Source organism: Kitasatospora sp. NPDC023118 (assembly GCF_055560875.1).
The window spans coordinates 18,993-33,409 of record NZ_JBVHHW010000047.1 but is presented as its reverse complement, the minus strand read 5'-3'; the positions used below and the strand labels follow the sequence as shown (position 1 = coordinate 33,409).

At 74.4% G+C, this 14,417-nt stretch carries 19 protein-coding genes and 1 pseudogene; 9 read left to right on the top strand and 11 right to left on the bottom strand.

Going from position 1 to position 14,417, the window contains the following annotated elements; translation table 11 throughout:
• Positions 1 to 360 (bottom strand): annotated as a pseudogene (locus ACZ3UD_RS35430) (hypothetical protein); the annotation flags it as partial.
• Positions 279 to 545: a hypothetical protein gene (locus tag ACZ3UD_RS35425; protein ID WP_465597449.1), complete on the bottom strand. Its 267-nt coding sequence runs from the start codon at positions 543 to 545 to the stop codon at positions 279 to 281. The gene ACZ3UD_RS35425 and the pseudogene ACZ3UD_RS35430, both read right to left, overlap by 82 nt.
• A 264-nt stretch (positions 546 to 809) precedes the next feature.
• Between ACZ3UD_RS35425 and ACZ3UD_RS35420 the strand changes: the two genes are divergently transcribed.
• Positions 810 to 2,330 (top strand): WXG100-like domain-containing protein, encoded by a 1,521-nt coding sequence (locus tag ACZ3UD_RS35420; RefSeq protein ID WP_465597446.1) that lies wholly within the window; start codon positions 810 to 812, stop codon positions 2,328 to 2,330.
• Positions 2,314 to 2,649, top strand: a complete 336-nt coding sequence (locus tag ACZ3UD_RS35415; protein WP_465597443.1) for a hypothetical protein — start codon at positions 2,314 to 2,316, stop codon at positions 2,647 to 2,649. The genes ACZ3UD_RS35420 and ACZ3UD_RS35415 overlap by 17 nt, the downstream gene beginning before the upstream one ends.
• Positions 2,650 to 2,731: 82 nt before the next feature.
• Here ACZ3UD_RS35415 and ACZ3UD_RS35410 read toward each other — a convergent pair whose 3' ends face one another.
• Complete coding sequence (locus ACZ3UD_RS35410) at positions 2,732 to 3,364, bottom strand: carbonic anhydrase (RefSeq protein ID WP_465597440.1); 633 nt, start codon at positions 3,362 to 3,364, stop codon at positions 2,732 to 2,734.
• A gap of 175 nt (positions 3,365 to 3,539) precedes the next feature.
• On the opposite strand from ACZ3UD_RS35410, the gene ACZ3UD_RS35405 reads away from it, so the two are divergent.
• Together ACZ3UD_RS35405 and ACZ3UD_RS35400 are read left to right on the top strand one after the other, a co-directional pair.
• Positions 3,540 to 3,941, top strand: a complete 402-nt coding sequence (locus ACZ3UD_RS35405; protein ID WP_465597455.1) for a helix-turn-helix transcriptional regulator — start codon at positions 3,540 to 3,542, stop codon at positions 3,939 to 3,941.
• A gap of 29 nt (positions 3,942 to 3,970) precedes the next feature.
• Positions 3,971 to 4,387, top strand: a complete 417-nt coding sequence (locus ACZ3UD_RS35400; protein ID WP_380616913.1) for a VOC family protein — start codon at positions 3,971 to 3,973, stop codon at positions 4,385 to 4,387.
• 3 nt (positions 4,388 to 4,390) lie between these two features.
• On the opposite strand, the gene ACZ3UD_RS35395 is transcribed toward ACZ3UD_RS35400, so the two are convergent.
• From ACZ3UD_RS35395 to ACZ3UD_RS35375, 5 genes are all read right to left on the bottom strand, one after another.
• Positions 4,391 to 4,585, bottom strand: coding sequence for a hypothetical protein (locus tag ACZ3UD_RS35395; RefSeq protein ID WP_465597437.1), 195 nt, complete (start codon positions 4,583 to 4,585; stop codon positions 4,391 to 4,393).
• Between the two features lie 11 nt (positions 4,586 to 4,596).
• Positions 4,597 to 5,364 carry a MerR family transcriptional regulator gene (locus tag ACZ3UD_RS35390; RefSeq protein ID WP_465597434.1) on the bottom strand — a complete coding sequence of 256 codons (768 nt, stop codon included), beginning with the start codon at positions 5,362 to 5,364 and terminating at the stop codon, positions 4,597 to 4,599.
• 69 nt (positions 5,365 to 5,433) lie between these two features.
• Complete coding sequence (locus tag ACZ3UD_RS35385; protein ID WP_465597431.1) at positions 5,434 to 6,648, bottom strand: FAD-dependent monooxygenase; 1,215 nt, start codon at positions 6,646 to 6,648, stop codon at positions 5,434 to 5,436.
• Between the two features lie 302 nt (positions 6,649 to 6,950).
• Positions 6,951 to 7,802, bottom strand: a complete 852-nt coding sequence (locus ACZ3UD_RS35380) for a BPL-N domain-containing protein (RefSeq protein ID WP_465597428.1) — start codon at positions 7,800 to 7,802, stop codon at positions 6,951 to 6,953.
• Positions 7,803 to 7,936: 134 nt separating this feature from the next.
• Positions 7,937 to 8,743, bottom strand: a complete 807-nt coding sequence (locus tag ACZ3UD_RS35375; RefSeq protein WP_465597425.1) for an NAD(P)-dependent oxidoreductase — start codon at positions 8,741 to 8,743, stop codon at positions 7,937 to 7,939.
• A 71-nt stretch (positions 8,744 to 8,814) separates the two neighbouring features.
• On the opposite strand from ACZ3UD_RS35375, the gene ACZ3UD_RS35370 reads away from it, so the two are divergent.
• On the top strand, positions 8,815 to 9,699 hold the full coding sequence (locus tag ACZ3UD_RS35370; RefSeq protein WP_465597422.1) for a LysR family transcriptional regulator: 885 nt from the start codon (positions 8,815 to 8,817) through the stop codon (positions 9,697 to 9,699).
• 114 nt (positions 9,700 to 9,813) lie between these two features.
• Positions 9,814 to 10,374 (top strand): DinB family protein, encoded by a 561-nt coding sequence (locus tag ACZ3UD_RS35365; protein WP_465597419.1) that lies wholly within the window; start codon positions 9,814 to 9,816, stop codon positions 10,372 to 10,374.
• A 46-nt stretch (positions 10,375 to 10,420) separates the two neighbouring features.
• Here ACZ3UD_RS35365 and ACZ3UD_RS35360 read toward each other — a convergent pair whose 3' ends face one another.
• The gene (locus ACZ3UD_RS35360) at positions 10,421 to 10,558 is read right to left on the bottom strand and encodes an alpha/beta hydrolase (RefSeq protein ID WP_465597416.1); all 138 of its coding nucleotides are present in this window, start codon (positions 10,556 to 10,558) and stop codon (positions 10,421 to 10,423) included.
• 106 nt (positions 10,559 to 10,664) lie between these two features.
• Entirely contained in the window at positions 10,665 to 11,558 is an 894-nt protein-coding gene (locus ACZ3UD_RS35355; RefSeq protein WP_465597452.1) for a LysR family transcriptional regulator, read from the bottom strand.
• A gap of 144 nt (positions 11,559 to 11,702) precedes the next feature.
• Between ACZ3UD_RS35355 and ACZ3UD_RS35350 the strand changes: the two genes are divergently transcribed.
• The 3 genes from ACZ3UD_RS35350 to ACZ3UD_RS35340 all read left to right on the top strand — a co-directional run bounded on the left by ACZ3UD_RS35350 (position 11,703) and on the right by ACZ3UD_RS35340 (position 13,007).
• Positions 11,703 to 12,494, top strand: coding sequence for an alpha/beta fold hydrolase (locus tag ACZ3UD_RS35350; RefSeq protein ID WP_465597413.1), 792 nt, complete (start codon positions 11,703 to 11,705; stop codon positions 12,492 to 12,494).
• A 158-nt stretch (positions 12,495 to 12,652) separates the two neighbouring features.
• Entirely contained in the window at positions 12,653 to 12,844 is a 192-nt protein-coding gene (locus tag ACZ3UD_RS35345) for a hypothetical protein (RefSeq protein ID WP_465597410.1), read from the top strand.
• A gap of 85 nt (positions 12,845 to 12,929) precedes the next feature.
• A complete protein-coding gene (locus tag ACZ3UD_RS35340) occupies positions 12,930 to 13,007 on the top strand; it encodes a hypothetical protein (protein WP_464336931.1) in 78 nt (25 codons plus the stop codon).
• A 469-nt stretch (positions 13,008 to 13,476) separates the two neighbouring features.
• On the opposite strand, the gene ACZ3UD_RS35335 is transcribed toward ACZ3UD_RS35340, so the two are convergent.
• Positions 13,477 to 14,304, bottom strand: a complete 828-nt coding sequence (locus tag ACZ3UD_RS35335) for a hypothetical protein (RefSeq protein WP_465597407.1) — start codon at positions 14,302 to 14,304, stop codon at positions 13,477 to 13,479.
• Between the last annotated feature and the right edge of the window lie 113 nt (positions 14,305 to 14,417).

Here is a 14,417-nt window from a genome sequence, read left to right as displayed (position 1 = left end):
GGAGGGACAACCACGCGCAAGCGTGCGAGTGTCCGTGAACCTCAACACCCCACCGGTGTTGGAATCCCCCGGCTTTAGCCGGGGGAGGATGTCAAGTAGTGGTCGGTGCCCGGCACGCACGATCAGGCGCTCGTCCACGTGGGCGCGCACCACGGTGACCTCGAAGGCGGTGCACAGCTCGTCGCCCGCCAGCGGCGTGGCGGCCTCCAGGCGGCACTCCGGCTGCACCGGGCACTGGGCGGCGCGCGGCGCCCGCACCAGTTCGCCGTCCAGCTCGGTCATCCCGGCCGCGGCGAACTTGCGCCGCTCGTGGCGGTAGCCCTGCTCGCGCTTGTGCGCGGCGACGGCGTCGACCTGCACTCGCCCTCGCGGCGCAGGTTGACGGCGGTCTGGGCGCTGTTGCCCAGGCCCAGCACGCAGGACTGGCCCAGCCACCAGGCCGAGGACATCGGTGCCAGGTTGGCGCTGCCGTCCTCGTTGCGCGAGCCGATCAGCACCACCGGGGTGCCGAAGTAGAGGACCTTGAGATCGGTGGCCTTGTGCACGGGAATCCGGCCGTCCTTGCGTCGAGTGATCGGTTGCCGGTCACCGGCGGGGAACGGACATCCAGTCCGGCGCCACGTGACCGGGATCACGCCGCAGGGGTGAAACCCCGTCACCCGGTTCGTCGATCTGATCACCGGAGTGATGAGTTCCACAAGCACGCAGAGCACGTACGGGGGACGACGCCATGGGTGATGACGGAGCAGGAGACGAACCTGTCGGGCCGGTCGGCGTGACCGGCGCCCGTTCCCGGTCGGGGGCGGCGGATGGGTGAGTCCACGGCGGCGAAGGCCGTCCGCAAGCTCACCGGCATGTGGTGGCCGGACGCGGACCCGGACAAGCTGCGCAAGGTCGCGGACGCCTGGGAGGCGATGGCCACCGCCATCGACAACGTCACCGTGCCGACCAACCAGGCCGCGGCGGCGATCGTCGCGAACAACCACGGTCCGGCCATCGACGCCTTCGGGAAGTTCTGGGGCCAGTACTACGGTGGCAAGGACGGCGCGGGCAAGGGCAAGGGCTGGCTGCCGGACGCCGCCGAAGCCTGCCGCAGCCTGGCCAAGGCGCTGCGGGACTTCGCCGCCGAGGTCGACAAGGCGATCAAGAAACTCGAAGAGGAAGCCGCGATCGTCGGCGCCACCCTGGTGGCCGGCACCGCGCTCGCCTTCTTCACCGCCGGCATCTCCGAGGGTGTTGCCGCGGGCGCCGCCGCGGGCATCGTCGCCACCGCCGCGGGCCTGGGCGTCGCCGTCTCCGAGACGATCGCCACCATCGCCGCCACCGTGCTGGTCGGCGCCGCGTTCGGTGCCGTCGAGGCCATCACCGTCGACCTCGCCGTCGCCCAGCCGATCCGGGTCGAACTCTTCGACGACGGCGGCTACAGCTTCAAGGAGGCCGTCGACTCCGCCGAGACCGGCGGCATCATGGGCGGCGCCGGCGGCGGTTTCGGAGCCGGCGCCCGCGCCGTCTCCACCGCGGCCGGCGGCGCCGAGGGCGCCTCGGTCGCCCTCGCGGGCCTGGCCAAGGTCGCGGGCGCCGCGGACTCCATGCCCGGCCGGATGATCACCGGCGCCGGCCTCAGCTACGGCTACGACGCGGCCTTCAAGACCGGCCCGGTCATGCCGCTGGACCTCGTCCTCGGGGCCGTCGGCGGCGCGGCCGCGCCGGGGGGACGCAAGGGTTCCGCCGACAGCGGTCCGTACGTCCCCAAGCACGCCAGACCGGTCGAGCTGCCGATGCCCGGCCGGCTGCCCCCGCGCGAGTACGTGGAGGACCACCCGAGCACCGCGAAGGTGACCACGGAGCTGGCGCGCGTGCCACCCGAGGTCTTCAACAAGGTCTGGGACTACCTGAAAGCGGTCCCGGGCGGCGGGATCAGCATCGGCCCCCGGCCCATCACGGAGCTTCCGGGCGGTTTCGGCCTCGGCGGCGTCAGACCGGTGGGAGGCAGCGCGCCGGCGGAACACGTACCCGGCATGTACCTGCCCGACCAGCGCAGGCTCCTGATCAATTCGAATGCCGAGACGCCGAGCAGCGTCGCGGTCCACGAGTTCGGGCACGCGGTCGACGAGGCCTACGGCTTCAAGAGCCGCCAGCCGGACTGGCTGCATGCGCAGCAGCAGGTCATGGACCGGATCGGCGACAAACTGGACGCGTACATCCGCCAGCCGCACGAGTACTTCGCCGAGGCGTTCAACAACTGGACCGCCGGGAAGCTGAAGAAGTTCACGTTCGGCGACCGCGAGGCGGCGAAGATCCTGAAGGAGTATTTTGAGCGAGCATTCTGAGCCCTACGAGGTCGCCGGGAACCCGATGCTCGACGCCGACGGCGTCACCATCTGGCAGCGCTACGGCGGCAGGACCGCGCAGGGGTACCTCTACGACGGGTGGCACAAGATCCAGCCCGGCGACCCCCGCTACGAGGAACTGCTCCCGCAGGCACGGCTGAATCCGCAGGACACGGACGACGACGATGACGACGACCTGGACGACGACGACCTGGACGACGACGACCTGGACGAGGGCCAGGGCGCGGTCCACCCCGAGACGATGGCCATGCTGATGGAGATGCAGCGCAGGACGCGCGAGCGCAACGCGGGGCAGTAGCGTCGGTCGCCCCCTCACGCCTCGGGCCGGCCGGGCCTCGCACCGTCGAGCCCGGCCGCCCCTCTTTCCCGCCCGGGACGCCTCAGGCCAGGCCGCGGGCGGCCACCGTACGGGCCTGGCCGTCGAGCAGCCGGTAGGACAGGCCCACCACGGCCACCCGGCCCTCGGCCATCCGGGCGGCCAGCAGCTGGGAGCGCTCCAGCAGCAGGTCCACGGTCTGGCGGATGTGCTCGTCCACGATCGCGTCCGGGTCCTCGATGCCCGCCGCCCGCGCCGACAGCACGCTCGGGGTCACCCGCTCCACCACGTCCCGCACGAAGCCGCCCGGCAGCCGCCCCTGCTCCAGGGAGTCCAGGGCCGCCGCCACCGCGCCGCAGGAGTCGTGCCCCAGCACCACCACCAGCGGGCAGTCCAGCACCGCCACCCCGTACTCGATGCTGCCCAGCGCCTCCGCACCGGTCACATGGCCCGCGGTGCGCACCACGAACAGGTCGCCCAGGCCCTGGTCGAAGATGATCTCGGCGGCCAGGCGGGAGTCCGAGCAGCCGAACAGCACCGCGAAGGGCTTCTGCCCCGGGGCGAGCGCCGCGCGGCGCCCGGCGTCCTGGTTGGGGTGCTCGGGGCCGCCGGCGACGAACCGGGCGTTGCCCTCCAGCAGCACCCGCAGCGCCTCGCCGGGGTCGGATATCGGGTCGGATATCGGAGAGGGGATCATGCCTGCCACCCTAGATCGCCGCAGATGGGGGCCGCCCGCCGGGGCACGGCTCCCCGGCGGTGGGCACGGCGGGGGCGGGCGCCGACGGGCGGCGCCGGGCGGGGGGAGGGGACGGTTGTCGCAGGCACTGGGTACGGTGGCTGGTGTGTCCTCCCGTACGCCCCGCGCGTCCCGTGTGCCCCTGGCCGACCTGGTGCGCCTGCGCCAGGCCCGTGACCGGATGGACCGCGAGTACGACCAGCCGCTGGACGTGCCGGCGCTGGCCGCTACCGCGCTGATGTCGCCGGGGCACTTCTCGCGCAGCTTCCGCGCCGCGTACGGGGAGACCCCGTACAGCTACCTCATGACCCGCCGGATCGAGCGGGCCAAGGCGCTGCTGCGGCGCGGGGACCTGAGCGTGACGGAGGTGTGCATGGCGGTGGGCTGTACCTCGCTGGGCTCGTTCAGCACCCGCTTCACCGAGCTGGTGGGGCAGAGCCCCAGCGCCTACCGGGCCCGCGACCACGCCGACGGCGAGCCGATCCCGGCGTGCGTCGCCAAGGTCCGCACCCGCCCGGTGCGGCGTACGCAGGCGTAGGGCGGGCCCTCTCCCGTAGCGTGACGGGTATGAGCATCGAACTCGCCCAGTGTTTCATCGCCGTCGACGACCACGACAAGGCGCTCGCCTTCTACCGCGACGTGCTCGGCTTCGAGGTGCGCAACGACGTCGGCTTCGAGGGGATGCGCTGGGTGACGGTCGGATCCCCCGACCAGCCCGGCGTGGAGATCGTCCTGGAGCCGCCGCTGGCCGACCCGCACGCCTCCGAGGACGACCGCCAGGCCGCCGCCGAACTGCTGGCCAAGGGCCTGCTGCGCGGGGTCATCTTCCGCACCGACGACTGCGACGCCACCTTCGAGCGGATCCGCGCGGCCGGCGCCGAGGTGCTCCAGGAGCCGATGGACCAGCCCTACGGGGTGCGCGACTGCGCCTTCCGCGACCCGGCGGGCAACATGCTGCGCTTCAACCAGCCGCGCGCGAAGTAGCCGTCAGCTCCCGCCCGTCGCAGGGCCCAGGCGGTGGAAGACCAGCCAGGCCTGCGCCCCCTGGGCCAGGGCCACGGCCGGGAGCACCGACCAGGGCAGCAGGCCGGCCAGGGCGAGCGGGGGCAGTGCGAGCGCCGCGACCGCGAGGACGGGCAGGGTGCTCAGCAGGCTGACGCGCAGCCGGATGCGGTGGGGCATCGGGCTGGTCGTCATGACGCCCGGCGGGCGTGGTCGAGGAAGGCGCGCAGGTCGGCCCAGGCGTCGGCGGGGGCGGTGGGGTCGTCGGACATGGCGGCCGGGTCCTCGCGCCAGGCGGTGCGCACGGCGGCGGACAGGGTGGTGTCGGCGCCGCTGAAGAGGCGGGAGAGCTCGTCCAGGCGGTCGGCGACGCGGCGCACCCGGGGGTCGGCGGGGTCGGTGCCGGCGCTGCGCAGTTCCTCGGCGCGGCGGTAGAGCTGGGGCCATTCGACCTCCAGCAGGTAGTGGGCGGCCGGCCCGAGGGCGGCGGCGTGGTCGGCGAGGGCGTGCAGCTGGTCCTCGTCGAGGTGGCGGCGCAGGGCCTCGTCGGCGGCGGGTCCCGTGCCGCCGACGGCCTGGAGCAGGCGCAGCAGGTCGGCGGTGCCGGGGGAGCGTTCGGCGGCGAGTTCGGCGTGCAGGTGGGTGAGGCGCTCGCGCAGGGTGTGCAGGGCGGCGAGGGAGGACTCGGTGGCGGCCAGGTGCTCGCGCACCAGCCGCAGCGGGTCGACGCCGGCGTCCAGGCAGGTGGCGATGGTCTCCAGGCCCAGGCCCAGGCGGCGCAGGGCGAGGATCTGGTAGAGGCGCACCACGTCCTGCTCGGTGTAGGCGCGGTGGCCGGAGGCGGTGCGCCGGGAGGGGCTGAGCAGGCCGATCTGGTCCCAGTGGTGCAGGGTGCGTACGGTCAGGCCGCTCGCCTCGGCGAGCGGGCCGACCTTCCAGGTCTGTCCGGAGGAGGTCATGGCACGAGCATCCCTCCTGACGTCGCGTGAGGTGCAAGCCCGGGGCCGGGTGCGGGTTCGCGCGCGGGCTCAGGCGCGGGCGGGCAGCGGGTAGTCGGGCAGGGCGATGTCGCCGGCCTTGGCGAACTGGGCGGCGAGGATGGTGCGCAGCGGCCAGCGGCCCATCCAGCGCATGGAGGCGGCGCGCAGGCGGATCATCAGGGCGGTGTCGGGGGCGTAGCCGTTCATGCCGCCGGGCGGCAGCTCCTGGGCGCGGGTCGCATAGGGGCGCATCCGCTCCTCGTAGCGGGCGAAGGCGGCGGTGAAGTCGCCTGCGGCGGAGGCGAGTTCACCGGCCAGCAGGTAGCCGCCGACCAGGGCCAGGCTGGTGCCCAGGCCGGTGAGCGGGCTGGGGCTGTAGCCGGCGTCGCCGAGCAGGGCGACGCGCCCGCGGGTGTAGTGGTCGAGGCGGATCTGGCCGTAGGAGTCGAAGGCGAAGTCCCCGGCGGTGGACATCCCGGCGAGCAGGCGGTCCACCTCCCAACCGGCCCCGGCGAAGCGCTCGGTGAGCAGCCGGCGCTGGGCGGCGCCGTCGCGGCGGTCGAGGGGGAGCGGGTCGGAGCGGAAGCTCAGGGCGGCCTTGACCTCGCCGGGCAGCCGACCCGGGCGAGCGGCGGCGACCAGGCCGCCGGGGGCGTTGTACATCAGGAACCAGCTGTCGAGGCCGCGGGCGAGGGCGGGGTCGTGGACGGTGAACCAGGCGGTGTAGCCGCCGAGCGGGCGGTAGTGGTCCTCCTCGGAGCCGAAGGCCAGGCGCCGTACGACCGAGTGCAGGCCGTCGGCGCCGACGACGAGGTGGAAACGGCGGGCGGGAGCGTTCTCGAAGTGGACGGTGACGCCCTCGGCGTCCTCGGCCAGGGCGGTGATGCTGTCGCCGTAGCGGTACTCGACGCCGTCGGTGGCCTGGCGGAGCAGGTCGGCGAGGTCGCCGCGCAGGATCTCGATCTCGGAGACGATGCCCTCGCCCTCGAACAGCTCGACGGGCATCCGGGCGGTCAGCCTCCCGCGGCGGTCGACCAGGGCGATGCCCCTCTGCTCCACGCACAGCGCGCGGGCCCGCTCCATCAGGCCCATCCGCTCGATGACGGCGCGTCCGGCGCCGCGCAGGTCGACGGTCTGCCCGCCGGGGCGCGGGCCGGGGGCGCGCTCGACGACGACGGGGTTGAAGCCGTGACGGCGCAGCCAGTAGGCGAGGGCGGGGCCGGCGATGCCGGCGCCCGAGATGAGGATGTCGGTGTTCTCCATGCCCGCGACCGTACGCCGTACGCATGGTGCCCAACAAGCCCTGTACTGCGGTTATTTGAGATTGGAGCACTAGTGCACTAGGGCGCTTCGGGGGTGCTGCGGGGCGGTTTCCGGGGGTCGTGCGGGCTTCGCGCAGGCGGGCGGCCGGGCGGGGTGCACTAGTGCGCGGCGGGCCCCGCCCGGTGCGGGCCGCTGCTCGCCGCCCCGCGCGCCCCGCTGACCACTGAGCCCGCGCCCGAAGGCCCGCGCCCGCACCCGGTACGAACCGGGTGCGGGCGCGGGCGTGTGGGGGCCTGAGGGTGTCAGGAGACCGGGTCCGCGGGCGCGCCCATCAGGGCGTGCAGCAGGTCCTCGCCCAGGCCCAGGCCGGTCCGCGACTCGTCCGACAGGCCGTAGTCGCGGTACCACTCCGTGGGCGCCTCCGGGTGCGGGCCGCTGACCGCCACCCGGCCCGCGCCGTAGGAGGCGACCACGGCGGCGGCGCGGTCGTTGGTGTAGCGGGCCAGCACATCCACGTCCGAGCCGTCCACGTCGAAGTACGGGCCGTCCTGGAAGTACATCCGCTGCGGGTGCCCGCGCCAGGCGACGTCGACCAGGTGGTCCCGGTCGTCGGTGACGGTGGCGCCCTGGGAGCGGATGTACTGGCCGGAGTCGCCCGGCAGGAGGCCGTAGCCCGGGTCCTCGCCGGCCAGGTAGCCGCCCATGCACAGGCCCAGGTAGCGCCCGCCGCCACGCACGTAGGCACGCACCAGCTCCGGGGAGAAGCCCCGGTCGCGCTTCAGCAGGCCCCAAGCGGTGGTCACCTCCTGGCCGTTGGTGCCGCCCGGCTGCACGTACAGGGCGGCCCCGGCGAGCGCGTCCGGGCCGAAGCGCGTCTCCTCGTCCGGGCCGATGTAGCGCACCGTGAAGCCGTCGTGCTCCAGCATGTCGTGCGCCGCCTCCGGGCAGCCGTCGCAGGCCGCCGGACCCCGGTAGACCAGGGCGAGCGGGCTGCCGCCCGGGGCCACCGCCTGGGGGGTGCCCCTTCGGGGTTCGTCGCCACCGCGGTCGTCGCCCCGCTCGTCGGCCGACGGCGGCGCCCCGCAGGCCGTCGCCACCAGCACCGCCGTCGCCACCGCCAGCGCCGCCGCGCTCCGCCGCAGCCCAGCCCACATGTCCCGCACTCCCGCCGCCCTCCCCGGGCCCTCCGCCGTACGCCGCCACGACGCTACGTCCCAACAGCACCGCGGCGCACACCAGCCCCCCTGATCGGGTGAATGCCGGTGCGGAGGCTGACGCCCGGGGGGCGCTAGGGGGTATCGGACCTACCCTGTCCCCGCTGCAGCGCCGTCACCACCGCCGACAGGTCCCGCTCCGCGATCGACGGGTCCGCCAGCAGCACCTGGCGGGCCGCCGCCAGCACCGGGCCGCCGCCCGCCAGGGCGAGGTCCTTGGCCGCCAGGCGGACGGGGAAGTCCGACTGCGTGCTGCGCGCCCGGGCCACCACCCCCGCGAGCGGCCCGGACGCCAGCGCCTCCACGGCCACCTCCGGCGGCACGCCCAACTCCCCGGCCGCCGCCAGCACTTCGCCCACCACCGTGACCGAGGCCACGACCGCGCCGATCATCACCACCTTCAGCGCCGCCCCCGCACCCGGGCCGCCGCAGCGCCGCACCCGGCCCAGGTGCTCCAGGACGGGCCGGGCGCGCTCCAGGTCGGCGACCTCGCCGCCCGCGTACACCGCCAGGTCCCCGCTGGCCGCCGGGCCCACGCTGCCCATCACCGGCGCGTCCACCATGCCCACGCCGTCCGGCAGTCGGGCGCGCAGCTCGGCGACCGCGCGCGGCCCGACCGAGGACATGTCGATCCACAGCGTGCCCGGGGCCAGGGCCGCCGTGAACCGCCCGGCCACCTCGGCCAGCGCCGCCGGGTCGGACAGCATGGTCACCACGACGTCCGCCCCGGCCACCGCCTCGGCCGGGCTCCCGGCCTCCGCGAGGCCCTCGGCACGGCCGGGCGAACGGTTCCAGACGGTCAACGGGTAGCCGGCGGCGGCGAGGCGACGGGCCATCGGCTGCCCCATCCGGCCCAGGCCCAGAAAAGCGATCTTCTCCATGGCCACCACGCTAGGCAGCCATGAGGCAGGCGACAAACGAATGTCTCGCATGATAGCCATGCGGAATGGACATGGCTTGGCTGGACGTCTTCCGCACCGTCGCCCACCTGGGCTCCTTCACCGCCGCCGGGGAGCGCCTCGGCTTCACCCAGTCCGCGATCTCCCGCCAGATCGCCAGCCTGGAAACCGAGTTGGGCACCCCGCTGTTCGACCGACTGGCCCGCGGCGTACGGCTCACCGAGCACGGCCGCGCGCTGCTCCCGCACGCCGAAGCCCTGCTGGACCGCCTGGACACCACCCGGCGCGACCTCGCCGCGCTCACCGACCTGAGCGCCGGACGGCTACGCGTGGGCGCCTTCGACAGCGCCAACGCCGAACTCGTCCCCCGCGCCCTCGCGGCCTTCCACGCCGCCCACCCGCACGTGGAGATCGGCCTCACCGAGGGGCTCTCGGCGCACCTGCTGGACCAGCTGGCCGACGCCGCGATCGACCTCGCCGTGGTCGCCTCCTACTCCCGCAATGCCTACGAAACCGACCAGTTCGACGTCGCGCCGCTACTCGACGACCCGGTGCTGGTCGCCCTGCCGCGCGGCCACCGCCTCGCCCGCCGACGCCGCCTGCGACTGGTCGAACTCGCCGACGAACCGTGGATCGCCGCCCGCCGTCACCCCGAGACCACCCTGCTCGCCGCCTGTCTGCGCAGGGGCTTCCAGCCCCGGATCGAGTACGCCGTCGGCGCCTGGACCGCCAAACTCGGCCTGGTCGCCGCCGGGATGGGCCCCACCCTCATCCCCTCCCTGGCCGCCCGCGCCGCCCGCCCCGACATCGCCCTGGTCCCGCTGCACCCGGACGACACCCCCGTACGGCACGTCTACACGGTGACGCGAAAGGGGCAGCGAGTGGCGCCGGCGGTGGCCGGCTTCCTGCGGTTCCTGCGGGTGGGAGCGGGCCGTTGACCCAGCTGCTCGAACAGCTCAGCCGGCGGGTCACGGGCAGGCCCTGAACCGGGGCCGTCCCCCCGGCGGTAACTCGGTGGCGGCAAGGGATCGTTGTGGGTGAGCATGCGGGGTATGACCGAGCGACCCGAGCGATGGACCCAGGCGAGCGTGTACCCCGACATGTGGGCCGATCCGGCCGACGACCCCCGCGACAGCGACGGCCCCTCGCCGGAAGGCGAACTCGCCACGCTGGAGGACTACCTGACCAACTACCGCCTCACCGTGCGGATGAAGTGCGAGGGTCTGGACGCCGAGCAGCTGGCCCGGCGCGCGGTGCCGCCGTCGACGATGTCGCTGCTCGGGCTGGTGCGGCACCTGGCCGAGGTGGAACGGGACTGGCGCAACTGGATCACCGACGGCGAGCCGCTGCCGAAGCTGTACGGCGCGCGGGACGCGGACTTCGACGGGGCCGTCGCCGACCCGGCCGTGGTCGAGGCCGCGTGGCGCAACCTGGCACGGGAGCAGGCCGCCACCGACGCCGCGCTGGCCGAACACCCGGACCTGGTGGAGCGGTTGGGCAAGCACGGGGTATCGGTGCGGGAGCTGCTGGTGCACCGCGTCGAGGAGTACGCCCGGCACTGCGGGCACGCCGACCTGCTGCGGGAGTGCGTGGACGGCCGGGTGGGCCAGTGAGGGCGGCGCTCGCCGGCTTCGGCTGAGCGCCACGCCGGTCCGGCGCTCAGCAGGTGGCGTCGGCCGCCGGCAGGACGCCGGTCAACAGGTAGGCGTCGACGGCCTGTTGGGCGCACGGTCGGTATCCGTTGAGGTAGACGGTGCGGACCCGGCCGGAGACGGTGAGCAGACGGGAGGCGCTCATCCGGGCGGCACCGCCGAGGCGGTGGCAGGGTCGTCAGGTTCTGGAGACAGTCTGTCGACCACCACACCGCCCGTCGATTACCCGGCCAACGATGCGAGACGGGCCACTAGCGCTCGGCCGTCCCCGCGATGCTCCGGCAGGCCTCCAGCAGCGGCGCCAGCCGGCGCGAGGACGCGGCGGGGCGCACGGCCAGATAGGTCTGCAGGGCCAGCGGCTCGGCGAAGGGGCGGAACACCGTACGGCCGCTCGGCAGGACCTCGGCCTGGGACGCGTAGAAGACCGTCCAGCTGGGCCGGCCCGCGCCGATCGCGGCCAGCGTGTCCTGGTCGGTGGTGAACTCCGGCCCGAGCAGCGGCTCCACGCCCGCCGCCCGGCAGGCGCCGGTGACCAGGTCCACCAGGTGCGGGTTGGCCTCGCGCGGCGCGATCCGCAGCGGCAGCGCGGCCAGGTCCGCCACCGACACCGCCTCGGCCGCGGCCAGCGGGTGGTCCGCCGGCAGTGCCGCCACCAGCGGATCCGGCCACACCGGCAGCAGTTCCAGGCCCGGGCTGCGGTCCAGGCCGCGCACGAAGGCCGCGTCCAACTCCCCGTCGCGCACCTGCTGCAGGCGCACCGACGCCCGCGCGCTGCACAACTCCACCACCAGCTGCGGGCTCCGCTCGGCCAGTGCCGCCAGCAGGCGCTCCAGCCGCGCGCCCAGCCCGATGTTGGTGCCGATGCGCAGCACCTGCGCCGGCTCGCCGCGCTGCTCGGCCATCGCCTCGACGGCCGCCCGCTCGGCCGCCAGGATCGCCCGGGCATGCGGCAGGAACGCGCCACCCGCCGCCGTCAGCGCCACCGCACGGGTCGTGCGGTCGAACAGCTCAACGCCCAACTCGCGCTCCAGGCGCCGCACTTGCTGGCTCACCGTCGGCTGGACGATGCGCAGCCGCTCGGCCGCCCGCCCGAAGTGCAACTCCTCGGCGACCGCCAGGAAGTACCGGACCTGCCGCAGCTCCACACCCGCCCCCTCATTGATCATGATTCCTGATGAGTGTACGAGTCGGATGCGCCTTGGACGCGCGCCCCTCACGCGGTGGACTGGACCCGGCCGGAAAGACCGGCCACCAGCAGGACCGGCCACCACGATCCGAGGAGAACCGACATGCCGTACGCCACCGTCCAGGGCACCCGACTCTTCTACCGCGACCACGGCGCCGGCCGCCCGCTGCTGTTCGTCCACGGCTGGGCCACCAGCGGCCGGGTGTGGGAGGCCCAGCTCGCCGACCTCGCCGCCGACCACCGGGTGATCGCGCTCGACTGCCGGGGCTGCGGCCGCTCCGACCGCCCCGAGGACGGCCACACCCTGGCCGCCAACGTCGCCGACCTGCTCTGCCTGATCGACATCCTGGACCTCGACTCGCCCGTCCTGGTCGGCAGCTCGATCGGCGCCACCTTCGCCCTGGCGGCCGCCGCGGCCGCACCCGAGCTCGTCGGCGGGGTCGTCTCCGTCGACGGCTCCGGCCACTGGCCCGGCACCGGCATGGTCGCCGAACTGCGCGAACTCAGCGCCCGCCTCGCCGCCGACCGCGCCGCCCTGGTACGGGAGTGGATCCCCACCTGGTACGGGAGCGCGGCAAGCCCCGAACTGCACCAGCGCACCATCGCGCAGGTCCTCGACTCCAGCCCCGCCATCGACAACCTCCTCACCGAGGCCGCCACCTACGACCCGCGCGGCCTACTGCCCACCCTCGACCTGCCCGTCGCCTTCCTCCACGGTGACCAGGAGACCCAGATCCCCCTGGAGGTCTCCCGCACCCTCGCCGACCTCGCCCCGCACGGCAGCCTGCACATCGTCGAGGGCTCCGGCCACATGATCCACGAGGAGCAGCCCGCCGCGTTCAACCGGCTGCTGCGCGCGGTGGTGCGGGACATGGCGGGCTCGGCGGTCGGGTGACTACTGCGCCGACGGGCTACTGCGCCGACGGGACGGGCCCGGAGCGCCGGGGCGCTCGTCGGGCCAGTCCGCCACGGGCCCCTCGGGCAGAACCGACCGATCGAAATGGTGATCGATTGCCCCATGATCATGGGCCTTTCGGCGCCTAGCCCGGTCACGTGACGACGACGAAGAACACCGCCCCCGCCCCCGCTGCCGCCCCCGTCCTGGCACGCCGCGCCGAGGCCGCGACCTGCGCCGACCTGAGCGCCGCCGTGACGCTGCTCGCCGAAACGGCCCCCGGCGAGGGCGGCTTCACCGTCTACCGCTCCACCTTCGCCGAGGGCGCCGCCGGGGCCCAGGGGGCCTGAGGCCGCTCGACGGGCCGGGGCCAGCGGGTTGTGAAACGGTGGAAGACCGGAGGTCCTGGCTGCGAGAGCCGCGAGAGGAGTCGCCATGTCGTCGAAGCGCCGCCGTAAGAAGAAGGCCCGGGCCAGGCGCGGGGCCAACCACGGCCGCCGCCCCCAGTGCTGAACGGCTGAACGCCTGACCGTACGGCCGCCGACGGCCGTACGGTCAGGCGCGCCCACTCAAAGGGCTGGGGGCGGGGCACCATCCGGCTACAGTGCAGCAGCTTGCCCAGCTCCTCCTGGGTGTAGTTGGCCAGCTCCCGGTAAAACCGCAGCTCCTCGCCGAACAACTCGGCCGAACTGACCGTCAACTCCCGCTTGAACCGCCGATGTGCCACAGCTGGCCCCCTCACGCACCACGTGCCCCTGGCACCTGATTTCGGCCATCACCGTGTCTCCGCATCCCGGACCATTGAGACCGGAACGCAATCATCTGCATGTATAGCGTGATTGCGCACTACCTTCGCGCTCCCTCATTCGCCCCCCGAGGAACTCCGCCATGGGAAGCACTACCGTAGGGACGCCAGGCGACGGCCACCCGTGACGTCTGCGGCCCGGCCCGCCTGTGGAGGGCCGGGCGTCAGGATCGGGCGTCACGGCTGGGCGAGGTAGGCGGCGACGAAGGCGTCCAGGTCGGTGAGCGCGGCGGCGAGGTCGGCCGGGGTGAGCTGCTTGGCGGCGGCACCGGTGGCCAGGAAGTGGCCGAGCGCGGCCTGGCAGGTGGGGACGGGGGCGGAGGCCGCCGGGACGGCGCAAGTGATCTCCTGGGCCGGGCCGCCGGGGCTCTGGAAGGTCAGCAGGGCGACCGTGCGGTCGGGGCCTCCGGTGGTGGGCAGGTTCGGCTCGCGGGCGCCCGCCGGGACGCCGACGGCGGTGAGCAGCAGGCCCGGGGCGTGGGAGGTGACCGGGTGGAGCCGGTCGGCGGGCAGGCGGGGCGGGGCGTTGCAGGTGTTGGGGGCGGCCCCGGCCTGGGGGATGAAGCCGCAGGCCAGGTCGATGTTGGTCTGGGCACCGCCGCTGACGAAGACGCCCTGGACGACCGAGGTGAAGCGGGCGTTGGCCGGGTCGGCGACCGGGGCGCCGGGGTGGACGTAGGCCTCTTCCCCGCCGTCGGCGGAGAAGAAGACCACGTCGCAGGTCCAGCCGCTCGGCGCGACCAGGTAGTGCACCTCGCCCGGGTAGCGGGCGCCGTACACCGCCGCCGTCGGGGGCAGGGTGACGCCGCCCGGCAGCGCCACCGAGGCCGGTACGGCGCCCAGCGGCGGCAGGCCGGGGCCGGTCCACTCCGCCGGGCACGCCTGCACGGGCACCGTCACGGCCGCGGCCGCGGGAGCGGCCCCGGAGGCGAGCGGCCCGCCCGCGAAGAGCAGTGCCGCCGCGGCCAGGACCCCCGCTCGGCGGCGACGGGATGTGCCACGCATGCTGCACCTCCAGGAACGCGGCCAAGGCCCCACCATCAGCGTAGGCACGCCGCCACCGCCCCCGCGCGCCGGACGGCCGCCGGCCCGCAGGCCCTGGAACTGACATTCCGCCA